Here is a 25,085-nt window from a genome sequence, read left to right as displayed (position 1 = left end):
AGAAGACACCGCGGTGGATGGCACGGGCTTCGCCCGTGTTCGCGGGCAAGCCCGCTCCCACAGGGATCGCGCCAGCTTTTAGAAATTGAGCAAGACAGTTGCTCCCACAGGGGATGCGGACCGCTTGCGAACTCAGCTCTCTTCGCGATGAGCTGCAAAGCAGCCCCTATGTCACTTCTGCCCAAGCGCCGCAATCGACACACCCGAAGCCACAAACGTGACCCCTGCCCCGAGGTTCAGGCCATTCACCAGTCTGGGCCGCGCGCGCAGGAAGCCGGTCAGCACCGTGGCAAACATCCCCATCAGGGCAAAGCCGGCGGCCGTGAGCAAGGCAAACCACACCCCATACACCAACATCTGTACGGTCACCGAGCCGCGCTGCGGGTCGACGAACTGCGGGATGAAGGCCAGCACGAATAATCCCGGCTTGGGGTTGAGCGCCGCCGACAGGAAGCCGGTAAGGAAGATGGTCGACAACGGCTGCCGCGCCGCTGGCTGGAAACTGAACAGGTTACGGCTGCGCAGCACCTTGATGCCCAGCCAGATCAGGTAGCCCGCCCCCACCAACTTGACAGCCAGGAATGCCAACGCCGAGGTCTGCATCAACAGCGTCAGGCCCAAGGCGGCAGCGGCGACGTGGAACAGGATGCCAGCACCGGAGGAGAACCCCGAGACAATCGCAGCGGCCTTGCCCTGGGTCAGGCCTCGGCCAATGGCCAGCAGGTTATCGGGGCCAGGGGCCAGGACCAGCAGTACGCAGGCCAGGGTGTACATCAGCCAGGTATCGAGGGGAAACATTCGGCGACTCCTTTCGCAAAAAATGGGGGCTGCGTTGCAGTCCATTCGCGGGCACGCCCGCTCCCACAGGGCCCGGGTTGACGCTGGACCTTGTGGGAGCGGGCGTGCCCGCGAATGGGCCGCAAAGCGGCCCCTGTAGCATACCTCAACCCGCCAGGATGAAGTCCGCTGCGGTCACCGTGGTCGCATCCGCCACCCCCACCAGGCGGATGGAGTCGGCAGCGCCGATGCTGACCAGCGTATCCGCGCCAACATCGGCGATGGTCACGCTGGCGGCAAAGGTGGCCGCGGTGATGTTAAGGGCGGTGATATCCAGCCGGTCCTGGCCACCCGCCGCAATGGCATCGAAGTTGATGATCAGGTCGTTGCCGAAGCCGGCGGCGAACTGGAACACATCGTTGCCGTCAGTGGCCATCATGGTGTCGTTGCCGGCACCACCCGTGACCGTGTCGTTGCCTGCCGCACCGTTGATGAAGTCATTGCCGGCGCCGCCGAGCAAGGTGTCGTTGCCAACATCACCAAACAGCGTGTCGTTGCCATCGCCGCCCTGCAGGGTGTCGTTGCCGTTGCCACCGTCCAGGCTGTCATCGCCAGCACCACCGTTCAGGGTGTCGTTACCGGCATCCCCCAGCAGCGTGTCGTTGCCGTCACCGCCATCCAGGCTGTCATCGCCACCGCCACCGTTCAGGCGGTCGGCACCCAGGCCGCCGAACAGCTGGTCGTTGCCGGCATCGCCGTTGAGGGTGTCGTTGCCGGCATTGCCATTGAGCACGTCGTTGCCGCCGTCACCGCTGAGCGTGTCATTACCTGCCGCGCCATTGATGATATTAGCCAGGCCGTTACCGGTAGCGGTGAAGTTGCCCGCCCCGGTATAGGTCAGGTTCTCGACGTTGGCGGTCATGGTGTAGCTGGCCAGCGTGGTACGTACCTGGTCCGTGCCTGCTCCAGTAGCCTCGACCACCACATCCCCGGCGTCATCCACCACGTAGGTGTCATCGCCGACGCCACCCACCAGGCGGTCAGCCCCTGCACCGCCGTTGAGCAGGTCGTTGGCGGCGCCACCGGTGATGGTGTTGGCCAACGCGTTACCGGTACCGGTGAAGGCGCTGCTGCCGGTGTAAGTCAGGTTCTCGACGTTGGCACCCAGGGTGTAGCTTGCCAGGCTGGTCTGTACCAGGTCGGTACCGCCGTTCAGCGCTTCGGTTACCGTGTCACCGGCGTTGTCGACCACGAAGGTATCGTTGCCGGCGCCACCGATCATGGTATCCGCACCAAGCCCGCCGTTGAGGGTGTCGTTGCCGTCCTCGCCATTGAGCAGGTCTGGGTCGTCACCGCCGTTGAGGATGTCGTTGCCGACACCACCGAACAGCTGGTCGGCACCGCCCAGGCCATTGAGCGTGTCGTTGCCGCCCAGGCCCGAGATGACGTCGTTGCCCGCGCCACCGGTCAGGGTGTTGGCACCGTTGGTACCGACCAGCACCACGCCAGCTGGCACTGTCACCGCTGCAGTGGCCGCCGAAGTCAACGACTCCAGGGTGCCGAAGCCATCGGTGTAGCGCACGATCACCCGCAGCTGCTGGTTGCCCTGGGCAAAGCCCGGGGTGAAGGTGGCTGCGGTAGCGCCGACGATGTTGGCGAAGATACCGCCAGTGCCCTGTTGCCACTGGAAGCTGAACGCGCCCAGGCCGTCCAGATCAGCGATACCGCCAGTGAGCGCGGTCAGCGTCTGGCCTTGGTCTGGCGTGGTGTCGCTGATCAGCACGGCACCGGTCGGTGCATCGTTGACGTTGGCCACCGGGTCGAGGATGTCGGAGGCGACGCTTTCCTGCACGCCGAAGTCATCCACGTAGCTGACCACCACTCGCATGTTCTGCCCTACTTGCGCCTGGGTCAGAACAAAGGTGCTGCCGATGGCGCCAGCAATGTTGACCCAACCCACCCCCCGGTTGGACTGCCACTGGAAGGTGAACTGCGGGTTGCTCAGGCCGTCGGCATCGACGATGGTCGCCGGGTTGGCGGTGAGCGTCTGGTTCTGCACCAGCAGCCCGGTCACGGTCGGCCCGGCACTCGGCGCACTGTTCGCCGACGAATCGACGATTTCCAGCGTGCCTTTGGCGTCCTGGTACACCCCACGTACGCGGATGCTCAGGCCGGCCACATCGTCGGTCACCCGATAGGTGCTACCGATTGCCCGCGAGACCTCGCCAGCGGCGACGAAGGTGATGTCTTCGTACACCCCGGAGCCCGGCAGGCGCTCGACCTGCCAGTAGTAGGCCATCGGGCCATTGACGGCACCGCTGGCGTTGGCCGCGCTGGCGTTGTCGGCATCGTGCACCGCCAGGTTGGTTACCTTCAGCAGCTGGCCGCTGACCGGTGTGTCGTCACGCACGCCGCTGGCAGCGTCGAGGATCACCAGGTGGCCCGACGGGCCTGCGTTGGCCGCGGTACCCACGCCGGAGGCCATCGAGGTGTCAGAGAACTGCAGGCGCTCGATACCGGTTAGGTGGTCGACGCCATCACGCCCGGCCACCCGGTCGGTAACGGTCACCGAGTTGCCATCGACCACCACGTCGTAGTCGGTGGCCACCCCCGAGAACAAGGCCGTGTCGTAGTTGTCGGTGCCGCTGAGGATCTCGCGGATGATCACCAGCTGGCCTGGGTTGTAGGTGCCATTGAGCATCAGCGGCACCATCGGCTCCATGCTGTTGAAGCTGGCGATTTCCGGGCCGGTGCCATCGTGGTTGGCGCGTACGCTGATGCGCACGTTCAGCCACTTGTCACCGTCGAGGATGTCGTCGCCGCCACGGCCTTCGATCAGGTCACTGCCGCTGCCACCGAGGATGATGTTGCCACCATCGTAGAAGGTCGCGCCGGCAGCCAGCAGGCTGGACAGGCCATTGATCAGGCTGATGTTGGTCAGCACGCTGCCTGTCGCGCCAGCCGTCGGCAGTGAAGTGGCGTCTTCGTTGTCACCGCGCAGGAAGTCGCCATGCGCCGAACCCGACAGGCCTTCCATGATGTCGAAGCGCACCAGCGCCGAGGCGCCTGAGCCCGGTACCGGTGGCACATCGAAGAAGCGGTCGCTGTAGTCGATGGTCACGCCCTGGGCCAGGTCCTTGAAGGTTGCCCAGTCGTAGCCCGAGCCACCGATGTAGCGGTCGCCAAAGCCCAGGCTGCCGACCATGATGTCGTCGCCGCCTTCACCGTTGAACTTGTCGTTCTCGTTGCCGCCGATGAACACGTCGTTACCAATGACCGGGTCGTTGCCGAGTGGGTCGAAGTTGTCACCAGGCGCACCGTCCGAAGTGCCCTTCTCGATCCAGTCGTCACCTTCGTTGCCCATGTCCTGCTCGTTGGCCTTGCTGCCCAGGATAAAGTCATTGCCCTGGCCGCCAATGGCTTCGGAGGCATCCTCACCGGTGACGATGAAGTCGTTGCCGAAGCCGCCGATGATCAGGTTGATGCCATTACCGCCGTGCAGCACGTCGTTGCCGTCCCCGCCCTGGATGTTGTCGTCACCGCCCATGTCGCTGATGATGTCGTCGCCGGCACCACCACGCAGCTGGTCGTTGCCGTCACCACCCTCGATGCGGTCGTTGCCGGCATCGCCCCAGACCGTGTCGTCACCCTCGCTGGACACCAGGATGTCGTCACCGTTGGTACCGCCCAGCACAATGTGCTCGGCACCGGCATAGCGGATGTAGTTGCTGTCCGGGCCAACCGTCAGCGGGCTGTCGCGGAACACCACCTGCTCGCCATTTTCGCCCAGCGGGTCGGCATTGCCCAGGCCGTCGTTGTACTGCTTGCTCTGGTCCAGCTCCAGGTAGAAGCCCGGGTCGGAGAACACCAGGCCCGGCAGGTGCGTGGCCGAGGTGTTGGCCATGATCAGCTTGGCGAACGAGTTGCTTTCCAGCTCGGCGTTCATCGACAGGCCGGCGGTGCGCTCCAGGTAGTAGAAGCGGTCGCCGTCCTGCAGTTTCTCCATCTGGTTCTCGAACACGAAGTTGAAGGTGGTGCCGAGCATGCCGCCGAACGGGGTTTTCTCTTCGGCCAGGCCGCCGATCCACAGGTCGATGGCATCGACACCGGTGATGGTCACTCCCTTCAGGTCATCGGCGGTACCCAGTGCGCCATCCTTGCCGGCCATGGTCTTGTTGGCCCAGTCGCCGCTGCTGTTGAGGAAGTCCAGCCGATCGGTTGGCGCACCATCGCCGCCGAACACCAGGGCCATGGCTGCAGCGCGTTTTTCCAGCAGCGTGGTGGCTTCGGTGATGGTGCTGTGGGTGCCATAGGCCGCAATGAAGTTAATCAGCGACTCCGGATGCTTCAGGTGCTGCACCAGGTCGACCCAACTGCTGTACGGCTTGAGCTGGGTATCGCCGGTTTGCCCGTAGATGTCGCGGCGCAAGGCGTTCAGCGAGGGGATACCGACGTCGCGGCCACGGGCGATGTTGATTGCCGGCAGGTCCAGCGGCAGGCCGAGCAGGTTGTTGCGCAGCGCCTCGGTGACGAACTCGTCGATTTCGTTACCGGCCTGGCGAGTGACCCCGCGCACGATGGCGCTGGTCGCGTCCTCGGGGGTGACCCCGCTGGCGGCATAGGCCAGCGGGTTGAGGAACGCCGCGATCAGCCCCAGTTGCTGTTCGGGGTTGGCGCTTGCCGGGTCCTTGATGACGTTGAAGTCGATGTCGAAGCGGTCGACGGTCTCGGTCAGCATCGAGTGGCCAAAGCGGTACACGGTGTGGGCGAATTCGGCCACGATCGAGGCATCGAGGTCGACGTCATACACCTGGGTCGGGGCGAAGAACAGGTCGACCCGTGGTTGCACGGTACGGGCGAACTCTTCGAACACCAGGTGCTGGTACTGCATTTCGGTGCCGAACTTGGCGGCCTGGAACAGGCGCTCGCCGTTCCACACCAGGGCATTGACCTCGGTCGGGGTGGTTGGCAATGCCGTTACCGGGTTGAGCAGCCACTCGTTGAGGAAGGCCAGGTCCTTGGAGTCGAGCACAGTGTCCATGGTCTGTGCCACCAGCCGGTTGTGCTCGGCATGGAAGATCGCATGCACGGCGGTCAGGCCGATGTTCTCGTTGACCCGGCCATCGCCGGCAATGTAGTGCGCGTCGAGCAGCTCGTTGTCATAGTTCAGGTTGGCACCGGTGTTCGGGTTGACGTCCACCGGGTTGCCAACGAGGTTATCCGCATCGGGTGCCAGCACCCCACCACTGAACACCGGCACTGCATTGTGGGCGATGTCAGCGAGGAACTGGTGGCCGGTGCGCACCGCATTGGCCAGATTGATCGGCGCCAGCGGGTTGCCTTCTACCTGTTGGTCATCGGCAGTACCGGCGATACCGTCTACCCCCTTCATCACCACCATCGGGTAGCCATGCGGCCCCTTGATGAAGTTGCCATAGGCGTCGGTGGCCAGCAGCGGCACGTTGTCGACGTCGGCATCGGTCAGGTTGATGCCGAGCAGGTCGCGGGCTTGTGCCTTGACCACCTTCCAGGTGGCCATGCCGCCGATTTCGTGGTCATCAGAAGTGCCGAACTTGCCATCGGCGCCCAGGTCGCGGTTGGTAATCAGCCGGCCAGTGGCGACCGGGCCATTGTCGGTCATCACGTAGGCACGCAGGAACACCTGGTGCGACGGGTGCGAGCTGTAGGTCTGGTTCTGGTCCACGAACGGGGTGGTGGTGTTGGTGTGCTCGTGGATGTCGTCGGGCGTGCCGAGGATGCCGTCGGCACCCGGCAGGTTGGTGGCACGGGTCATGACCATGAAGTTGGTCGGGGCGCCTTCCTTGTACAGAGGGTCGTCCGGCTTCAGCGGGATGTACACCGTACCAGAGCCACCCTTGGTGACCAGGTCCAGGCCATGGTCGAAGAACTGCCCGAAGAAGGTCATCCAGGCGTTGAACGGCGCGGACAGCCCGGCATCGGCAGCGGTGTTCTCGAACAGGTACACATCGTGGTCGTCATTGGTGCCGAACTTACCGTCCAGGCCAGGGCTGGCAACGATGCGCACGCCGTCCTTGAGCACGTCGTCGTTGCCTTGTGTACCGAAGTCCAGCTGGCCGTTCAGGCCTGGGTCATAGGCGTTGGCATAGGCCGCCGGGTTGTTCGAGGTCTGGTCAACGATCAGGTTGCTGATGGTACGCGGTTGCGAGTCGAACACCGCGCCGCTGGTTTGCTGGTACGAAGAGCCGGGGACGGCTGGCGAGCCAGGGCCGAAGAAGCCGGCACCCACGCCTTCGGCCTGGTTGAACACCGGGTCGGTCAGGCGCGGGAACACGTTGTCGGCAGCACCGTACTCGGTGTGGTTGTTGCCGTTGAGGTTCATCAGGTTGTTGTTCGAACCATCCACCGCCCGCAGGCCCAGTGGCGCACGGATGTTGGGGATCAGCGAGAGGATGTCCTGCCCATGTGCATCGGCCTCGGCGATCTTGATCTGCGCCAGGATGAAGTTGAGGTCGGAGCGCACCATGTGCAGGCCGGCACCACCGTCAGCGGCATCCACCACCGGCACCGCCGGGGTCGGCACCACGGGCGCGCCTGGCTGCACCAGGCCGGTAGGCTGGGAGAACAGCACTTCGGTAGTGCCATGGGCGTCCTGGTAGATTGCCTTGACCCGCAGGTTCAGGCCGGCCAGGTCTGGTGACACCTTGAACGAGGTACCGTCGGCACTCTGAAACGCCAGGTCGCCGGCAGGCAGGAGGATGATGTCCTCGAACACACCACTGCCCGGGGTGGCCTCGAACTGCCAGTAGTACGACACCGAACTGTTGGCCAGCGTACCCAGCGGGTTGCCGGTGCCAATGTTGTCGGCATCACGTACGCCCGCCACGCTCACCGTCAGCATATCGCCCACGGTAACCGCACCACCAACACCGCCCGTCACGGTCGGGCTGCCGGTGGGCTGCGCGTTCACCCCGTCCACCAGCACCAGCTGGCTGTCGGCGAACTGCAGGCGTTCGATGTGCAGCAGCGTATCGACGCCGTCGCGGCCGGCTACGCTGTCGGTCACGGTCCAGACATCGTCGGAAGTGATGACCGTGCCCCGGTTGTCACGGGTGACGGTGTACTCGCTCTGCACGCCCGAGAATATCGCGGTATCGAAGGCCGCCCCGCCGGTCGAGATGCCATTCAGGATTTCCCGTACAGCCTTGAGCTGGCCAGGGCTGTAGGTGCGGTCGAGCATGTACGGGATCATGTCGACCATGCTGTCGAAGCTGTTGATCTCGGGGCCAGTGTGGTCAACGTCATCGGCGGCATACACCGCGATGCGCACGTTGAGCCACTTGTCACCGTCGATCAGGTCGTCGCCGCCTCGGCCCTCGATCAGGTCGCTGCCATCGCCGCCGAGCAGGATGTTGCCGGTGGCAAAGCCAGTGGTCGGTAACCCGGCGGCTTCCAGGAAGTCGCGCAAACCATGGATCAAGTCGACGTTGGTCAACGCACTGCCGGTGGCGCCGCCATGGTTGAGGATGGTCACGGCATCGACATCATCGCCCTTGAGCACGTCGGCGTAATGCGAGCCGGACACGCCCTCGACCTCGGCAAAGCGGTCGAGGATGGAAGCCGGCGAGGCGCCGACCGGGTTGAACACGCCGGTGTTCTGGTTCGGTGCATTGCCATGGGGCTGGGCCAGGGCGGCCAGGCTCAGGTCGACGGTGACACCGACCTTGTCATTCTTGTAGGTCACCCAGTCGAAGCCGGACATGCCGTCCATCTTGTCCTGGGCATCACTGCCGACGAAGATGTCGTCGCCGCCCTCGCCGATCATTTCATCAAAGCCGCCGCCACCGACGAAGATGTCGTTGCCGACCACTTCGTCACCCAGCAACGGCGCAAAGTTGTCGCCGGGCGCACCGTCCTGGGTGCCCTTCTCGATCCAGTCGTCGCCCTCGTTACCGGTCGGCGGCAGGTTGGTCTTGGCGCCGAGGATGAAGTCGTCACCTTGGCCGCCGAAGGTGGTGCTGATGTCTTCGGTGGTGATGATGAAGTCCTGGCCATCGCCCCCGAGGATCAGATTGCCGACCGCCAGCATGCTGCCGGCGACGATCACGTCGTTGCCGGCGTTGCCTTCCAGGCGGTTGTCGCCGAACGAGTCGGTGATGATGTCGTCGCCTGCGCCGCCCAGCACCGCATCGTTGCCGGCGCCGCCTTCGAGGCGGTCGTTGCCGGCGTCACCATAGAGCGTGTCGTCGCCTTCACCGGCGATGATGATGTCGTTACCGGAGGTACCGCCCAGCACCACATGGTCTTCGCCGGTGTAGTGCAGGTAGTTGCCGTCTGGCCCGACGGTATCGGGGTTGTCGCGGATCACCAGCGGCACCACTTCGACGCCGTTGATCATGATGCCGCCAGTCGGGTCGTCCCGGCCTTCAGCACCCAGCCCGGTGAACTGGTTGGCCTGGTTCACCTCCAGGGTGTAAGTGGGCGTGAGGAACACGGTATTGGACAGGTGGGTGACGTCGGAGTTGAGCATGATCAGCTTGGCGAAGGAGTTGTTCTCCAGCTCCGTGCCAAAGTTCATGCCCGCCGTGCGCGACAGGTAGTAGAAACGGTCGCCGTTCTGCAGCGCTTCCAGCTGGGTTTCGAAGACGAAGTTGAAGCTGGAACCGAGCATGCCGCCAAACGGCATCTTCTTCTCGGCCAGGCCGCCTACCCAGAAATCGATGGCATCGACGCCGGTAATGGTCACGCCGGCATTGTTGGCCCAGTTGTCGGTGCCGTTGAGGAACGCCAGGCGGTCAGACGGCGCGCCATCGCCGCCAAATACCAAGGCAAAGGCAGCGGCGCGCTTGGCCGCTTCGGTGGTGGCCCCGGTGATGGTCGAGTGCGTGCCGTAGGCGGCGATGAAGTTCACCAGTGATGCCGGGTGCTTGAGGTAATCGGCAAAGTCGACCCAGCTGATGTACGGCTTGAGCTGGCTGTCGCCGGTCATGGCGTAGAACTCGCGGCGGGCTTCGTTCAGGCTGGGGATGCCGGTGTCGCGGCCACGGGCAATGTTCAGCGCAGGCAGGTCCAACGGCAGGCCGAGCAGGTTGTTGCGCAGCGCCTCGGTGACGAATTCGTCGATCTCGTTGCCCAGCTGGCGGGTCACGCCGCGGATGATCGCGCCAGCTGCTTCGTCTGCAGTGGCGCCGCTTTCGGCAAATGCCAGCGGGTTGAGGAAGGCGGCGATCAGGCCCAGTTGCGGGTCGCCGTTTACCGTGTCGAAGTTGGTGTCGAAGCGGTCGACGGTTTCGGTCAGCATCGAGTGGCCGAAGCGGTACACCACGTGGGCGAACTCGGCGAGGATTGCCGGGTTGATCGAAGTATCGTAGCCGTTGGGTGCCAGGAACTCATCGACCTGCGGCTGGATGGTGCGGGCGAACTCTTCGAACACCAAGTGCTGGTACTGCATTTCGGTGCCGAACTTGGCGGCCTGGAACAACCGCTCACCGTCCCAAACCAGCGCGGCAATGCCGGCGGCGGTGGTAGGGATGGCGGCCACATCGTCGATCAGCCATTCGTTGAGGAACGCCACGTCGCCCGCAGCCAGCAGGGTGTCCTTGGTCTGCTGCACCAGGCGGTTGTGCTCGGAGTGGAACACATGGTGCACGGCAGTCAGGCCGATGTTCTCGTTCACCCGGCCATCACCGGCAATGTAGTGGGCGTCGAGTAGTTCGTTGTCGTAGGTCAGGTTGCTGCCGCCAGGCCCCGGAGGCTGCGCATTGCCAATCAGGGTGTCGCCGTCGGGACGCAGCTCACCACCGACGATCACCGGCGCGGCATTGTGGGCAATGTCGTCGAGGAAACCATGCCCGGTGCTTACGGCATTGGCCAGGCTGATGGGCGCGGCGCGGTTGCCTTCGACCAGCTGGGTGACGTCGTCGGCGGTGCCGGCGATGCCGTCCAGGCCATTGTTCACACGCATCACCACCTGCGGCATGCCGTTGGGCCCACGCAGGAAGTTGCCATAGGGGTCGGTGGCCAGCAGCGGCACGCTGTGCACGTCGGCGTCGGTCAGGTTGATACCGAGCAGGTCGCGGGCCTGGGCCTTGACCACCGCCCAGGTGGCCATGCCGCCGTTCTCGCTGTTGCCATCGTCACTGGTGCCGAACTTGCCATCGGCGCCCAGGTCGCGGTTGGTGATCAGCCGCCCGGTGGCCACCGGGTCGCCGGCGGCGTTGAGCATGTACTCACGCAGGAATACCTGGTGCGAGGGGTGCGAGCTGTAGGTCTGGCTCTGGTCGACGAACGGCGAAGTGGTGTTGGTCTGGCCATCGTCGGCAGTGCCTACCACACCATCGGCACCGGCGGTGCGCACGGCCCGTGGCAGCACCATGAAGTTGGTCTGGCTGTTGGCGTTGTACAGCGGGTCGTCGGGGCGCAGCGGGATGAACACGATGTCGGTGCTGCTTTTGGTGACCAGGTCCAGGCCGTGGTCGAAGAACTGGCCGAAGAAGGTCATCCAGGCGTTGAAGCCGGCGGTCAGGCCCGCGTCTGGCGAGACGTTGGGGATGAAGAACACCGGCTTGTCATCAGCGGTGCCGAACACCCCGTCGATGCCCGGGCTCATCACCGGGGCGGCGCCGCCGTTGGCCTCGACCGCCGCCGGGTTGTTCTGCGTCTGGTCGACGATCAGGTTGCTGATGGTGCGCGGCTGCGAGTCGGTGACCATACCGGTGCCAACATAGTTGGCCCGGTAGGAGGCATCGAGCAGGCGCAGGAACGCATTGTCGGAAGCGCCGAACTCGCTTTGCCCGGCGACCAGGTTGTTGTAGCTGCCGTCCACGGTGCGCAGGCCGAATGGCACCTGGCTGTTAGGCAGCAGGTCGATCAGGCTGGTGCCGGCAGCATGGGCTTCGGCGATGAAGATCTGCTTGAGGATGAATTCCAAATCCGACTTGCTGAAATTGGCCATTTTCAATTGCCCTCGATCTGTCGGGAGAAATCACAGGGCAACAGGGTCCTTCCCGCGCCCAGTCAGGGTTGACTTGCGCAGTTTCTGTTCAGGGGTTCAGCGGACAGCTGGGCGGTGTTGTGCAGACGCCACTGGCCTCATCGCCGGCAAGCCGGCTCCCATGGGTACGGCGGTATCCTTGTTAACTGTGCGATACAGCGGTGTAACGCACATGCATCGCCCCCAGCTCGCACAGGGTCCGAATACATCAGACTAAAGTCGTAGGACAAAACCTTGTCAATATCCCGTCAGAAAAATCGTCTCATGATGATAATGCGTTGCAACTAGCTGTTTTTCTGGCACTTATGAAAAGTTCAAAGAATTTATAGAGCGAAAAGATATTACTGATTGTTTCGTTGCAACCTACGCTGCTGCATATGGGAGCAACGCAGCGTTTTGGACCATTCGCCTTTAGAGCGACCCGTCTGCGAGCCGACCAGAAGCCACAACTACCGCAGTACGGGGCGCCGCAACGGATTCCCCGATTTGTGAAAAGGGAGGCCCCCGATGCACAAGCCGCCACGCATTCGTTCCGAGCTGGCTGACGCGTTGTTTCGCCTGCGTCGCAGCTTCTACGCCCTGGCCGCCTTCAGCGGCGTGATAAACGTCATGATGTTGACGCCAGCCGTTTATATGCTGCAGGTGTATGACCGTGCCCTGGTCAGCCGCAACGTCACTACCTTGACCATGCTCACCCTGTTGGTGGTCGGGCTGTTCCTGCTGATGTCGGCCCTGGAAATGATCCGAACCCGCGTGCTGATCCGGGTTGGCAACCGCCTGGACATGGACCTCAACCGGCGCATCTTCAGTGCCGCTTTCGAGCGCAACCTGAGCCGTGCCGGCGGCAACCCGGCGCAGGCACTGCAGGACTTGGCGCAGGTCCGCCAGTTCGTCACCGGCAACGGCCTGTTCGCCTTCTTCGATGCCCCCTGGACGCCGATCTACCTGCTGGTCTGCTACCTGATTCACCCCTTGCTCGGGCTGGTCACCATGATCGGCTCGCTGATCCTGGTGGGGCTGGCCTACCTCACCGAGAAGGCCACGCAAAAGCCCCTGGCCGAAGCCAACCAGGCGGCCATGTCATCGGCCAGCTATGCCAACAACAACTTGCGCAATGCCGAAGTCATCGAGGCCATGGGCATGCTGCCGTCAATCGGCAAGCGCTGGTACCAGGGCCACTTGCGCATCCTGCAGATGCAGACCCTGGCCTCCGACCGCGCCGCGTTGATCAGCAGCACCGGGCGCTTCGTGCGCATCACCTTGCAGTCGCTGATCCTCGGCACCGGCGCGCTGCTGGCAATCGAAGGCAAGATCACCCCCGGCATGATGATCGCCTGCTCGATCCTGACCGGCCGCGCCTTGGGCCCGGTGGAACAGGTAATTGCCTCGTGGAAGCAGCTGCTGGGTTGCCGTTTGGCCTGGGGCCGGCTCAACGACCTGCTGCAGGACTACCCGCAGCGGCCGCCGAGCATGTCGCTGCAGCGGCCAGTGGGCATGCTGGCCGTGGAAAACGTGATCGCCGGCGCCCCCGGTACCAGCACCACCATCGTACGCGGGGTGAGCTTCAGCCTGGTCCCGGGGGAAACCTTGGGCGTGATCGGCCCTTCGGCCTCGGGCAAGTCCACCCTCGCCCGCCTGCTGGTAGGCGTGTGGCCGACTCAGGCCGGCAAGGTGCGCCTGGACGGCGCCGACATCTTCACCTGGAACAAAAGCGAACTGGGCCCGTGGCTCGGCTACCTGCCGCAGGACGTGGAGCTGTTCGAAGGCAGCATCGCCGAGAACATTGCGCGGTTTGCCGAAGTGGACAGCGAAGCGGTGATCCGCGCCGCCCGCAGCAGCGGCGTACACGACATGATCCTGCGCTTCCCGCAGGGTTACGACACGCGCCTGGCCGCCGACGGCAGCCCGTTGTCGGGCGGCCAGAAGCAACGCATTGCCCTGGCCCGCGCACTGTATGGCGAGCCGAACCTGATAGTACTGGACGAGCCCAACGCCAACCTCGACGACGTGGGCGAGAAGGCCCTGGTCGATGCACTGGTCGAGCTCAAGGCACGCGGTACCACGGTGGTCCTGATTTCCCACCGGCCCAACGTGCTGGGCACGGTCGACAAGGTGTTGATGCTGCGCGACGGCGGCGTGCACATGCTCGGCAGCCGTGACGAAGTGTTCACTGCGCTGCGCAAGGCTAGCGTGATACCCGGTGGCGCTTCGGCGCCGTTGGCTTCGGTAAAAGTACGGGAGTAACCGATCATGCAGATGAGCCAACACACCGAATTGATTCGTGCCGAAGCCAACGACCTGATCGACATGGACGTGGGCCGTCCAGTCCGCTGGGGCGTGTGGCTGGTGATCGCCGGCTTTGGCGGTTTCCTGCTGTGGTCGTGCCTGGCGCCACTGGATGCCGGCGTGGTTGCCACCGGCACAGTCAAGGTCACCAGCAACCGCAAGGCGGTACAGCACCTGACCGGCGGCACGGTCGAAGCGATATTGGTGCGCGAAGGCGATGTGGTGAAAAAGGGCCAGGAGGTAGTGCGCCTCGACGCCCTGCGCGCAGTGGCCGAACAAGGCGCGCTAAGCGCCCAGTACATCGTCAGCAAAACCGTGGAAAACCGCCTGGAAGCGGAGCGCGATGACCGCGACACGATCACCTTCGACCCGGCCCTGCTCGAGCACTACGGCAGTGACCCACGCCTACTGGCGGCCATGGACCTGCAACAGCGCCTGCTGGACACCCGCCGCGCGGGCCTGGCCGGGGAGCTGAGCATCCTTGAAGAAAACCTTGTCGCCTCGGCAGTGCAACTCAAAGGCCTGCAACAGGTGTATGGCGCCCGCGCCTCGCAAATCGGCTTCCTCAACCAGGAGCTGCAAGGCACCCGGGTACTGGCCGCCGAAGGCTATGTACCGCGCAACCGCCTGCTGGAACTGGAGCGCAACAATGCCGACTTGTCCGCCGGCCAGGCTGAAAACCTCAACAACATTGCCCGGGCACGCAGCCAGGCTACGGAAATCAAGCTGCGCATCCTGCAGCGCCAGCACGACTACCTGAAGGAGGTGGAATCGCAACTGACCGACACCGCCAAGGAAAACACCACCCTGGCCGACCGCTTGCGCGCGCTGGACTACGAAGTGACCCACACCGTCATCCGCTCGCCGATCGACGGCATGGTCCAGGCACTGAGCATCGCCACGGTCGGCGGCATCATCCAGCCCGGCGCCAAGATCATGGAGGTGGTGCCGACTGATGAGCCGCTGCAGGTCGACGCGATGATCCCGGTGCAGGCCATCGACAAGATGGTCCCAGGCCTGGCCGTGGACCTCGCTTTCCCGGCGTTTAACCACGCGCAGACGCCGAACATACCAGGGCGGGTCAAGACCATCTCCGCCGACCGCCTGCTCGACGAAGAAAGCAAGCAGCCGTTCTACCTGGCCCAGGTGGAAGTGACGCCAGCTGGCATGGGCCTGCTGGGCAGCAACCATATCCGCCCCGGCATGCCCGCCACCGTTACCATCAAGACAGGCGAGCGCAACCTGCTCAGCTACCTGCTCAAACCGATGCTCGAACGCGTAGACGCCGCGTTCAAGGAGCAATGAAATGAAACGCCCGTGCCTGATGTTGTGCCTGCTGGGGTTATCTGTACAGGCCAGTGCCATGGACCTGAAAGAAGCCTGGGACCTGTTGCAGTACCAGGGCCCGATCTACCGCGCTGCGGTGCATGAAAAGGAAGCCGGCGGCGAGAACCGCGCCATCGGCCAGGCCGGCCTGCTGCCGCAGATCAATGCTGCGGGCTACTTCAACAGGGTCAATGGCAGCCAGCGCCAGAATGGCCAGGACAATGACCTGGACTATGACTCCAAGGGTGCCAACGTACGCCTGCGCCAACCGCTGTTCAACAAGCAGAAGATGGCCGAGTACCGCCAGGGCCAGCAGCGTGCCGACTACAGCGTGGCAGTGTTCGATGCCAAGAGCCAGGACGCTGCGGTGCGCCTGGCCGACGCCTACTTCGACGTGCTGCTGGCCAGCGAAACCATCACGTTGGCCAAGGCCAAGCTGAACGCTTTCGAAGAACAACTGGCCTCGGCGAAACGGCGCATGGAGCTGGGCGCCGGCACCATCACCGACATCGACGAGTCGGTGGCCCGCCGCGACCTGGCCGAAGCCGACCTGATCGAAGCCCAGGACAACCTGGTCAATGCCCGACGCAAGCTGGAGGAATACATTGGTGAAACCCCGCAGTCGCTGACCACCTTGCAGCCAGGCTTCAACACACCGCCGCTGATGCCGGGCAACCTGCAGGACTGGCTGGTCAAGGCCCAGGCCGACAGCCCGCTGATCCATGCGCGCCGGTACAACTACGAGCTGGCCGAAGAAGAAGTGAAACGCGCCCGCGCCGGGCACTACCCAACTCTGGATTTCGTGGCGGGCTACACCGCCGGCAGCAGCCAGTCGATTTCCGAACTGAACCAGCGCAACCACTACAGCTCGATCGGGCTGGAGCTGAACATCCCGCTGTACAGCGGCGGCAGCACCAGCGCGCTGACCCGCCAGGCCAGCGCCAACAGTTCCAAGGCCCTGGATGAACTAGACGCCACGCGCCAGGAAGTGATTTCCGGCACTACCCGCGAGTACCGCGGGGTGCAGAGTGGCGCCTTGCGTATCCATGCACTGGAGAAGGCCGTGGCGTCGAACGAACGCTCGCTGACCTCGACCCGCAAGGGCTTCAAGGAGGGCGGCACCAGCACCAACTCGGATGTGCTCAATGCCGAAGAGTTGCTGTTTGACGCCCGCCACGACCTGTTCGAGGCGAAGTTGAACTACCTGATGTCGCGCCTGCGCCTGGCCTCGTCGGTGGGCAGCCTGGGGGATGACGATATCGATCAGATCAACGACTACCTGGGGCCGGAGCTGATGGTGAGCAACTGATAGCAGGGTGTTCTTGCTTGTTTTTTTGAAGGCCGCCGCGGTCCCTGTGGGAGCGGCTTCAGCCGCGAACACCGGCGAAGCCGGTGCCATAGACCGCGTGGTTTCTTTCGCGGGTGAACCCGCTCCCACAGTGTCCACGGCACCTACCGCATTTTGTTCAGTTTCAGGCTATGATCGGTCACCCTGCCGCGGACGCCCTGAACCATGCCCGTAGACTTGCAAGCGTTGTACCCCAGGCTGATCCACCTGATGCTGGACACGGTATTCGTGGTCGACCGGAACAACCAGATCGTCTTCGTCAGCGATGCCTGCGAGGCGCTGCTGGGCTACCAGGCCTGCGAACTGATCGGCACCCCGATCACCGACTACATGCACCCTGACGACCTGGCGATCACCCGCGCCTCGATTGTCAGGGTAATGAACGGCCAACCCCATTACGACTTCCGTAACCGCTACATTCGCAAGGATGGCGGTATCGTGCACATCTTGTGGGCGGCCTGCTGGTCGGCGGAGGCCGAGGCCCGTATCGGTGTGGCCCGGGATGTGACCGCACTGCATCAAGCGGAGGAGGAACTGCGCTTCCTGGCCCACCATGATCCGCTGACCCGGCTGGCCAACCGGGCCATGTTCACTGAGCGGCTGGACAGCGCGCTTGCCGCGGCACGGCACCACGATCGCCGGCTGGCGTTGCTGTTCCTCGATATCAATGACTTCAAGGACATCAACGATAACCACGGGCACAGCGTGGGCGACCGGGTACTGTGCGCGCTGGCACGTCGGCTGGAAGGCTGCGTGGGGGCGGCGGCCACGGTGGCGCGGATGGGCGGTGACGAATTCACCGTGCTGTTGCCCGACTGCCCATCGCCGCAGGCCCTTGCCGAACAGGTGGCACACATCCTGACTGTGATGGCCGAGCCACTCGGCGCCGAGTTCGCCGGCATCGACGCGCCGTCCTGCAGCATTGGCGTGGCCTGTTTCCCCGAGGACGGCAACGATGCCGACATGCTGCTACGCCATGCTGATGGGGACATGTACCGGATCAAGCGGCAGCGCAGTGCGGCAGGCTGAACGACAAGGGGAAACCGGATGGCTGACCAGCAGCAAGGCGCTGCCGAACCATCGCGCGGCCACATCGGCCTGTTCGAAGCATTGCTGTTCTGGCTGAAGCTGGGCTTTATCAGCTTCGGCGGCCCGGCGGGGCAAATTGCGATCATGCACCAGGAGCTGGTGGAGCGGCGCCGCTGGATCAGTGAGCGGCGTTTCCTGCATGCCCTCAACTACTGCATGTTGCTGCCCGGCCCCGAGGCCCAGCAGCTGGCTACCTACATCGGCTGGCTGATGCACCGCACCTGGGGCGGGGTAATTGCCGGCGCGCTGTTCGTGCTGCCATCGCTGTTCATCCTGATCGGCCTGTCGTGGGTCTACCTGGCCTGGGGCGAAGTACCAGTGGTGGCCGGGATTTTCTACGGGATCAAGCCGGCCGTGACTGCCATCGTCGTGCACGCCGCCCACCGCATTGGCACACGGGCCCTGAAAAGCGGCTGGTTGTGGGCCATTGCCGCAGCCTCGTTCGTGGCCATCTTTGCGCTCAATGTGCCCTTCCCGCTGATCGTGCTGGCAGCCGCGCTATTGGGTTATGTTGGCGGGCGGCTACTGCCGGGGCAGTTCGCCCCCGGCGGTGGCCACAGCGCCGCCAAGGCCAGCCATGGCCCGGCCCTGATCGACGACCACACCCCGACGCCGGCGCACGCCCGCTTCAGCTGGAGGCGCCTGCTGGGTTTGCTGCTGGTGGGTGCCGCGCTGTGGCTGCTGCCCATGGGCTTGTTGATGGCGGCCTTTGGCTGGCAGGGCACGCTGACGCAAATGGGCTGGTTTTTCACCAAGGCGGCACTGCTGACCTTCGGCGGCGCCTATGCGGTGTTGCCCTATGTCTACCAGGGCGCCGTCGGCCATTACGGCTGGCTGTCGCCGACGCAGATGATCGATGGCTTGGCGTTGGGTGAAACCACCCCCGGGCCGCTGATCATGGTGGTAGCCTTCGTTGGCTTCGTCGGCGGCTACCTGCAGCCTATGTTCGGCACCGATCAGGCGTTCCTCGCTGGCGCAGTGGCGGCGAGCCTGGTGACCTGGTTTACCTTCCTGCCCTCGTTCCTGTTCATCCTCGCCGGCGGCCCACTGGTGGAATCGACCCATAACGAACTGAAATTCACCGCGCCGCTGACCGGGATAACCGCGGCCGTGGTGGGCGTGATTCTCAACCTGGCACTGTTCTTCGGCTACCACGTGCTGTGGCCGACCGGTTTCGACGGGGCGTTCGACTGGCCTTCGGCGCTGATTGCGCTGGTGGCGGCTTTAGCGCTGTTCCACTACAAGCGTGGGGTGATACAAGTGTTGATCGGCTGCGCCTTCGCAGGGCTCGCCATTCACCTTCTTCGCTGATGGACACGACCATGCGCAACCCCGAAGACGCCTTGCTCGACAGCTGGCAGCACAACGCCCAGGCCTGGATTGATGCGGTGCGCAGCGCCAGCATCGAGAGCCGTCGCCAGGTCACCGACCAGGCCATCCTGCTGGCCATCCTCGGCCTTCAGCCCGAACGGGTGCTCGACCTGGGCTGTGGTGAGGGCTGGTTGCTGCGGGCGCTGGGCGACCGGGGTATCGAGGCCGTGGGCGTCGATGGTGACAGGTCGCTGGTAGAAGCCGCACGTGCTGCGGGGCCTGCCGAGGTGCACCTGGCCAGTTATGCGCAACTGGCGGATGGGCAGGTATATGTTGGCAAAGACTATGACCTGGTCTGCGCCAATTTCGCGCTATTGCACCAGGACATCATCCCGCTGTTGGCGGCGATGAATGCGTTGCTGACGCCTGGGGGGACGCTGGTGATCCAGACCCTGCACCCGTGGAGCGTGGCAGGCGGGGATTACCAGGATGGCTGGCGGGAGGAGTCGTTTGCCGGGTTCGCCGGCGACTGGCAGGTGATGCCGTGGTATTTCCGCACCCTGGCCAGCTGGCTGAACGCGCTGGACATGGCGGGGTTGCGGCTGGTCAGCTTGCAGGAGCCGCAGCATCCGCAGAGCGCGGTGCCGCAGTCGTTGTTGCTGGTGGCTGAGCGCCGCTGACGCAGAGCCACGGCCCACACAATTCTGATGTGTGGGAGCGGCCTTGCGTCGCGAAAGGGCCGCAGAGCGGCCCCCGGACATTCGCAGCACCGCAGATATCGCTGGGGCTGCTTTGCAGCCCAATCGCGACGCAAGGCCGCTCCCACAATGACCGCATAGCTAAAACTACAGCACCGGCTTGCGCGCCGCGCCGCTGCGGGCCTTGGCCATGGCCGCCAGGCGTACCGCGACGTTGGCAGCGCCGTAACCGGCATAGCCACCCTTGCGCTGGATGATCTCGAAGAAGAAGCGCTCCTCGAACGGTTCGGTGTACACGTGGAACAGTTCGCCGCCCTGTGCATCGCGGTCGTACAGCACGTTGTAGTACGCCAGTTCGCTGAGGAACTCGTCGTCGAAATCGAAGCGCGCCGCCAGGTCGTCGTAGTAGTTCAGCGGGATTTCCAACAGCGGCACCCCGGCCAACTTGGCCCGCGCTACTTCGCGGAAGATGTCGTCACAATCGAAGGCGATATGGTGCACACCCGAACCGCGGTAGCTGGACAGCGCATGGGCAATGGCGGTGTTGCGGTTTTCCGAAATGTTCAGCGGCAGGCGCAGGGTGCCGCACTGGCTGCGCAGGGCGCGGCTCTTGACCAGGCCATACGGGTCGGGCAGCACCACCTCATCGTCGGCGGCGAAGTCGAACAGGCTCTTGTAGAACAGCACCCAGCTGTCCAGCGACTCGGCCGGCAGGGCCAGGGCCATGTGGTCGATGCGGCGCAGGCCGCCGGTGGCGGTGGCGTTCTTGTCCAGGCTGAAGTCGGTGTCGTACAGGGTGTGACCGGCAGTGCCCTGCTCCACCAGGTACAGCAGGCTGCCATCCGGCGCACGGACTGCCGGCACTTCGCACTCGTTAGGCCCGACCAGGCCGCGGAACGGCTGGCCACGGTAGGCGGTGGCGCGCTTCAGGGCGGCTTGCTGGTCCTTGACCCGCAGTGCGGTGGCGCACAGCGACGGGCCATGGGCCTCGAAGAAGTTGTGGCCGAAGGAGTACGGTTCGGCGTTCAGCACAATGTTGATATCGCCCTGGCGCAGCAACTGCACCTCTTTGCTGCGGTGCTTGCCGGCTTCGGCAAAGCCCAGGCGCTTCAGCCAGCTGCCCAGGCGCGCGCCGACGGCTTCGTCGACCGCAAACTCGAGGAACTCCACGCCGTCATAGGCACTGGCCGCTGGCGGGGTGAACAGCACGCCAGGCTCGATCGCTGTGTTTTCCTGCTCCAGGCGCAGGCGGGTCTGCTCTTCAAGGTACAGCAGCGAACGCAGGCCGTCGGCGGCATTCTGCCGGGGTGGCGCGGCGCGGAAGCCGTCATTGAAGATTTCCAGCGACAGCGGGCCACGGTAGCCAGTGGCGAGGATCGGCGCGAGGAAACCGGCCATGTCCATTTCGCCCTGCCCTGGGAAGCAGCGGAAGTGGCGGCTCCACTCCAGCACGTCCATGGCCAGGATCGGCGCGTCGGCCATCTGCACGAAGAAGATCTTGTCGCCGGGAATGTCGCGGATCGCGCTGGGGTCGCCCTTCAGCGACAGGGTGTGGAAGCTGTCGAGGATCACCCCGAGGGAGGGGTGGTCGGCCTGGCGTACCAGGTTCCACACTTGCTGGTAGGTGTTGACGTGGCGGCCCCAGGCCAGGGCTTCGTAACCAATGCGCAGGCCACGCTTGCCGGCATGCTCGCCCAGCAGGCGCAGGTCGTCGACCAGCAGCTGTTCATCGCCCAGGGCATCGGCCTGGACGTTGCTGCACACCAGCACCAGGTCGGTGCCCAGTTCCTGCATCAGGTCGAACTTGCGCTCGGCGCGGTCGAGGTTTTTCTGCAGGCGGTCGCGGCGGCAGCCTTCAAAGTCGCGAAACGGCTGGAACAGGGTAATGGCGATACCCAGGTCAGCGCACATCTGGCGTACCTGGCGCGGGCTGCCGGCGTAATAGAGCAGGTCGTTTTCGAAGATCTCGACGCCGTCAAAACCGGCGGCGGCGATGGCTTCGAGCTTTTCCGGCAGGGTGCCGCTCAAGGACACGGTAGCGATCGAACGCTGCATGGCGGGAGTTCCTTTTTGTTAGAGGATTACGGTGCCAGTCAGGTAAAAAACCACTGTCACAGTTTATGGCACGATCGATTATTCGCAGGTAAAGTCGTCGCTTCAATCTCTTTGTACGGAATGGTTAGTTTTGCGTTCGATTATCGCACAAAACCCGTTTTAGCGAATTGCCAGTCCGCTGGCCCGTGGTCAACATGAACCACAGACGCAGGCACACCGACCGTTGCCTCCTGCCCCTGAAACCTATGGCGGAACCTGCGCAAACAACAATAACAACGGAGACAACCATGGCTCACTCCAGCTCTCAAGCCAAGAAAGCGACCGCCAGTGGATGGATAGGCTCGGCCCTCGAGTACTACGACTTCTTCATCTACGCCCAGGCCGCTGCGCTGATTTTCCCGCAGATCTTCTTCCCCAACACCGACCCGAAAATGGCCATCATCGCCTCGCTGGCCACCTACGGCGTGGGTTACCTGGCCCGCCCGATCGGTGCCTTCGTGCTGGGCCACTGGGGTGACACCCGCGGCCGCAAGAACGTACTGCTGCTGTGCATGTTCCTGATGGGCCTGTCGACCATGGCCGTGGGCCTGCTGCCTACCTACCACGACATCGGCTTCCTCGCGCCGGCCTTGCTGGTGGTGCTGCGTCTGATCCAGGGCTTTGCCGTGGCCGGGGAAATTTCCGGTGCCAGTTCGATGATCATGGAGCATGCGCCATTCGGCCGAAGGGGCTACTACGCCAGCTTCACCCTGCAAGGCGTGCAGGCCGGCCAGGTGCTGGCTGCGGCGGTGTTCCTGCCACTGGCCTATTTCATGCCTAGCGAAGCCTTCAACGACTGGGGCTGGCGCATTCCGTTCCTGATGAGCGCCTTCGTACTGGTGGCCGGTTTCATCATCCGTAAGGAAGTGCACGAAACCCCGGCGTTCGTGAAGGAAGAGAAACAGGACAAAGTCGCCAAGTCGCCAATCAGCGAAGCCTTCCGCCACAGCTGGAAGCACATGGTGCTGGTGATGTTCATGGCGCTGATGAACGTGATCCCGGTGGTGGCCACTATCTTCGGTGCGGCCTACGCGGTGCAGCCGGCCTATGGCATCGGTTTCGACAAGAGCGTGTACCTGTGGATCCCGGTAGTTGGCAACATCGTCGCGGTGCTGGTGATTCCGTTTGTCGGCAACCTGTCGGACAAGATCGGCCGTCGCCCGACCATGATCGCCGGCTGCCTGGGCTCTGGCCTGCTGGCCTTCGTCTACCTGTATGCGATCAGCATCCAGAACGTACCGCTGGCCTTCGCCGCTTCGATCGTGATGTGGGGCATGGTTTACCAGGGCTACAACGCGGTGTTCCCAAGCTTCTACCCAGAGCTGTTCCACACCCGCTACCGCGTTTCGGCCATGGCCATTGCGCAGAACGTCGGCACCATGCTGACCGCCATGCTGCCAGCGCTGTTCGCCCTGGTTGCCCCGCCCGGCTCGGACAACATCCCGCTGGTGATCGGTGGGTTGGCCTTCTTCATCACCTGCGTGTGTGCCCTGGCGGCCTACATTGCCCCGGAAACCCACCGTTTGACGATGGAAGACCTGGGGAACCCAGAGGCCAAGCCGATGGCGAAGGAAGCCTATGAGGCCAGCCGTAAAGGTAGCTTTCAGGCGGTGAGCCACTGATAGATTGCAAGGGGCTGCTCTGCAGCCCCGGCATCTTCAGCCCTGAACCACGTCCTGAAGGCGAGCCCAAAGCCGCTCCACATCCCCCCGCTCGGTCGGCAACGCCCCGATCGACACCCGCACCATCCACCGCCCATCCAGCGTCGCCGGCGTCACATACGCAGCCCCGGAAGCATTAAGCCGCTCGGCCCAGCCCTTGGTATGCGCATCCAGCGCCTCCCCTTCCAGCCCCGCCGGCCGATGGCGAATGCACAAGGTCTGCAGCTGCACCGGCGCCAGCACTTCCCACTCTGGCGCAGCCCCAACCTGCCCCGCCAACCACTGGGCATTGTCCAGGTCACGCCGCAGCCGCGCCTGCAACGCCTCAACCCCCTCGCTGCGCAACATGAACCACAGCTTCAACGCGCGGAACCGGCGGCCCAGCGGGATGCCCCAGTCACGCAGGTTCTTGACCTCGCCATCAACTGCCGATTGCAGGTAGCTGGGGTTGGTGCTCATCACCCGGATCAGGTGCTGCGGATCGCGCACGTAGTAAATGGAGCAATCGAAGGCCACACCCAACCATTTGTGCGCATTGACCACCACCGAATCGGCCAGCTCGATGCCATCCCACATCCAGCGGCACTCAGGCAGGATCATCGCCGAACCGGCCATGGCCGAGTCCACATGCAGCCACAGGCCATGAGCCTGGGCGATTTCGCCGATCGGGCGCAGTGGGTCGAGGGCGGTGGTGGTGGTAGTGCCGGTGGTGGCAACTACGGCGCAGGGCTGGTTGCCAGCGGCCAGGTCCTGCTCGATCGCCGCCTGCAACGCCTCTGGGCGCAGGGTATAACGTTCGTCGGCGGGGATCAGGCGGATGTTGTCGCGGCCAAAGCCGGCCAGCAGCGCGGCCTTGTCCACCGAGCTGTGGGCGTGGGCGCTGACATACACGATCAATGGCTTGGCTTCGGCCTGCAGGCCACCGCGTACCAAGGCGTAGTCGGTGGCGCGTTCACGGGCGCTGATCAGCGCTACCAGGGTGCTGGTCGAGGCGGTGTCCTGGATCACCCCACTCCATTGGCCAGACAAGCCAAGCAGCTGGCGCAGCCAGTCGAGGGTGGTTTCTTCCAGCTCGCTCAGCGCCGGGCTGGATTGCCACGACAGGCCCAGTACGCCCAGGCCAGTGCTGAGGAAGTCACCCAGTACCGAGGACAGGGTGCCGTTGGAGGGGAAGTAGCCGTAGAAGTCCGGGTGCTGCCAATGCGACAGGCCGGGCATGACCAGCTGGTTGACGTCGTCGAGGATGGCTGCGAAGGGTTCACCTTGCTGGGGAGCATGTGCGGGCAAGGCGGCCTTGAGGTAGCCGGGCTCGACCTGAGCCATGACCGGGCGTTCGCCGACGGTTTGGCGGTAGTCGGCGATCAGGTCGATCAGTTGGTGGCCGTATTGGCGGAATTGTTCGGGGGTCACTTGGCGGCTCCTGTGGTTCATCCACTGCCTGTGCCGGCCCTTTCGCGGGCTTGCCCCCAACCCAACGTATCTAAACCCATTAGTAAAAAATGGTGATGCAGTGGGTGCTGGCC

At 64.0% G+C, this 25,085-nt stretch carries 11 protein-coding genes; 7 read left to right on the top strand and 4 right to left on the bottom strand.

Annotated elements, in window-relative coordinates; all coding sequences use genetic code 11:
• Positions 1–171: 171 nt before the first annotated feature.
• Both ABE456_RS23270 and ABE456_RS23265 read right to left on the bottom strand, forming a co-directional pair.
• Complete coding sequence (locus tag ABE456_RS23270; RefSeq protein ID WP_346646031.1) at positions 172–798, bottom strand: LysE family translocator; 627 nt, start codon at positions 796–798, stop codon at positions 172–174.
• 145 nt (positions 799–943) lie between these two features.
• On the bottom strand, positions 944–11,710 hold the full coding sequence (locus tag ABE456_RS23265; RefSeq protein ID WP_346646030.1) for a peroxidase family protein: 10,767 nt from the start codon (positions 11,708–11,710) through the stop codon (positions 944–946).
• Between the two features lie 546 nt (positions 11,711–12,256).
• On the opposite strand from ABE456_RS23265, the gene ABE456_RS23260 reads away from it, so the two are divergent.
• The 6 genes from ABE456_RS23260 to ABE456_RS23235 all read left to right on the top strand — a co-directional run bounded on the left by ABE456_RS23260 (position 12,257) and on the right by ABE456_RS23235 (position 19,789).
• A complete protein-coding gene (locus ABE456_RS23260) occupies positions 12,257–13,993 on the top strand; it encodes a type I secretion system permease/ATPase (protein ID WP_346646029.1) in 1,737 nt (578 codons plus the stop codon).
• 6 nt (positions 13,994–13,999) lie between these two features.
• Entirely contained in the window at positions 14,000–15,340 is a 1,341-nt protein-coding gene (locus ABE456_RS23255; protein WP_346646028.1) for an HlyD family type I secretion periplasmic adaptor subunit, read from the top strand.
• A 1-nt stretch (position 15,341) separates the two neighbouring features.
• The gene (locus ABE456_RS23250; protein ID WP_346646027.1) at positions 15,342–16,670 is read left to right on the top strand and encodes a TolC family outer membrane protein; all 1,329 of its coding nucleotides are present in this window, start codon (positions 15,342–15,344) and stop codon (positions 16,668–16,670) included.
• 204 nt (positions 16,671–16,874) lie between these two features.
• On the top strand, positions 16,875–17,738 hold the full coding sequence (locus ABE456_RS23245) for a sensor domain-containing diguanylate cyclase (protein ID WP_346646026.1): 864 nt from the start codon (positions 16,875–16,877) through the stop codon (positions 17,736–17,738).
• Positions 17,739–17,756: 18 nt separating this feature from the next.
• Positions 17,757–19,109: a chromate efflux transporter gene (chrA, locus tag ABE456_RS23240; RefSeq protein WP_346646025.1), complete on the top strand. Its 1,353-nt coding sequence runs from the start codon at positions 17,757–17,759 to the stop codon at positions 19,107–19,109.
• 11 nt (positions 19,110–19,120) lie between these two features.
• Positions 19,121–19,789, top strand: coding sequence for a class I SAM-dependent methyltransferase (locus ABE456_RS23235; RefSeq protein WP_346646024.1), 669 nt, complete (start codon positions 19,121–19,123; stop codon positions 19,787–19,789).
• A gap of 165 nt (positions 19,790–19,954) precedes the next feature.
• Here the strand turns inward: ABE456_RS23235 and quiC are convergent, their stop codons facing one another.
• The gene (gene quiC, locus ABE456_RS23230) at positions 19,955–21,862 is read right to left on the bottom strand and encodes a 3-dehydroshikimate dehydratase QuiC (RefSeq protein WP_346646023.1); all 1,908 of its coding nucleotides are present in this window, start codon (positions 21,860–21,862) and stop codon (positions 19,955–19,957) included.
• 287 nt (positions 21,863–22,149) lie between these two features.
• Between quiC and ABE456_RS23225 the strand changes: the two genes are divergently transcribed.
• Positions 22,150–23,523 (top strand): MFS transporter, encoded by a 1,374-nt coding sequence (locus ABE456_RS23225; protein WP_346646022.1) that lies wholly within the window; start codon positions 22,150–22,152, stop codon positions 23,521–23,523.
• Between the two features lie 36 nt (positions 23,524–23,559).
• Here ABE456_RS23225 and ABE456_RS23220 read toward each other — a convergent pair whose 3' ends face one another.
• Positions 23,560–24,972 (bottom strand): DOPA decarboxylase, encoded by a 1,413-nt coding sequence (locus ABE456_RS23220; protein WP_346646021.1) that lies wholly within the window; start codon positions 24,970–24,972, stop codon positions 23,560–23,562.
• Positions 24,973–25,085 lie beyond the last annotated feature (113 nt).

Origin of the sequence: Pseudomonas sp. TWI929, from assembly GCF_039673335.1 — a bacterium.
Classification (GTDB): domain Bacteria; phylum Pseudomonadota; class Gammaproteobacteria; order Pseudomonadales; family Pseudomonadaceae; genus Aquipseudomonas.
This window is presented reverse-complemented; position numbering and strand designations above follow the sequence as displayed.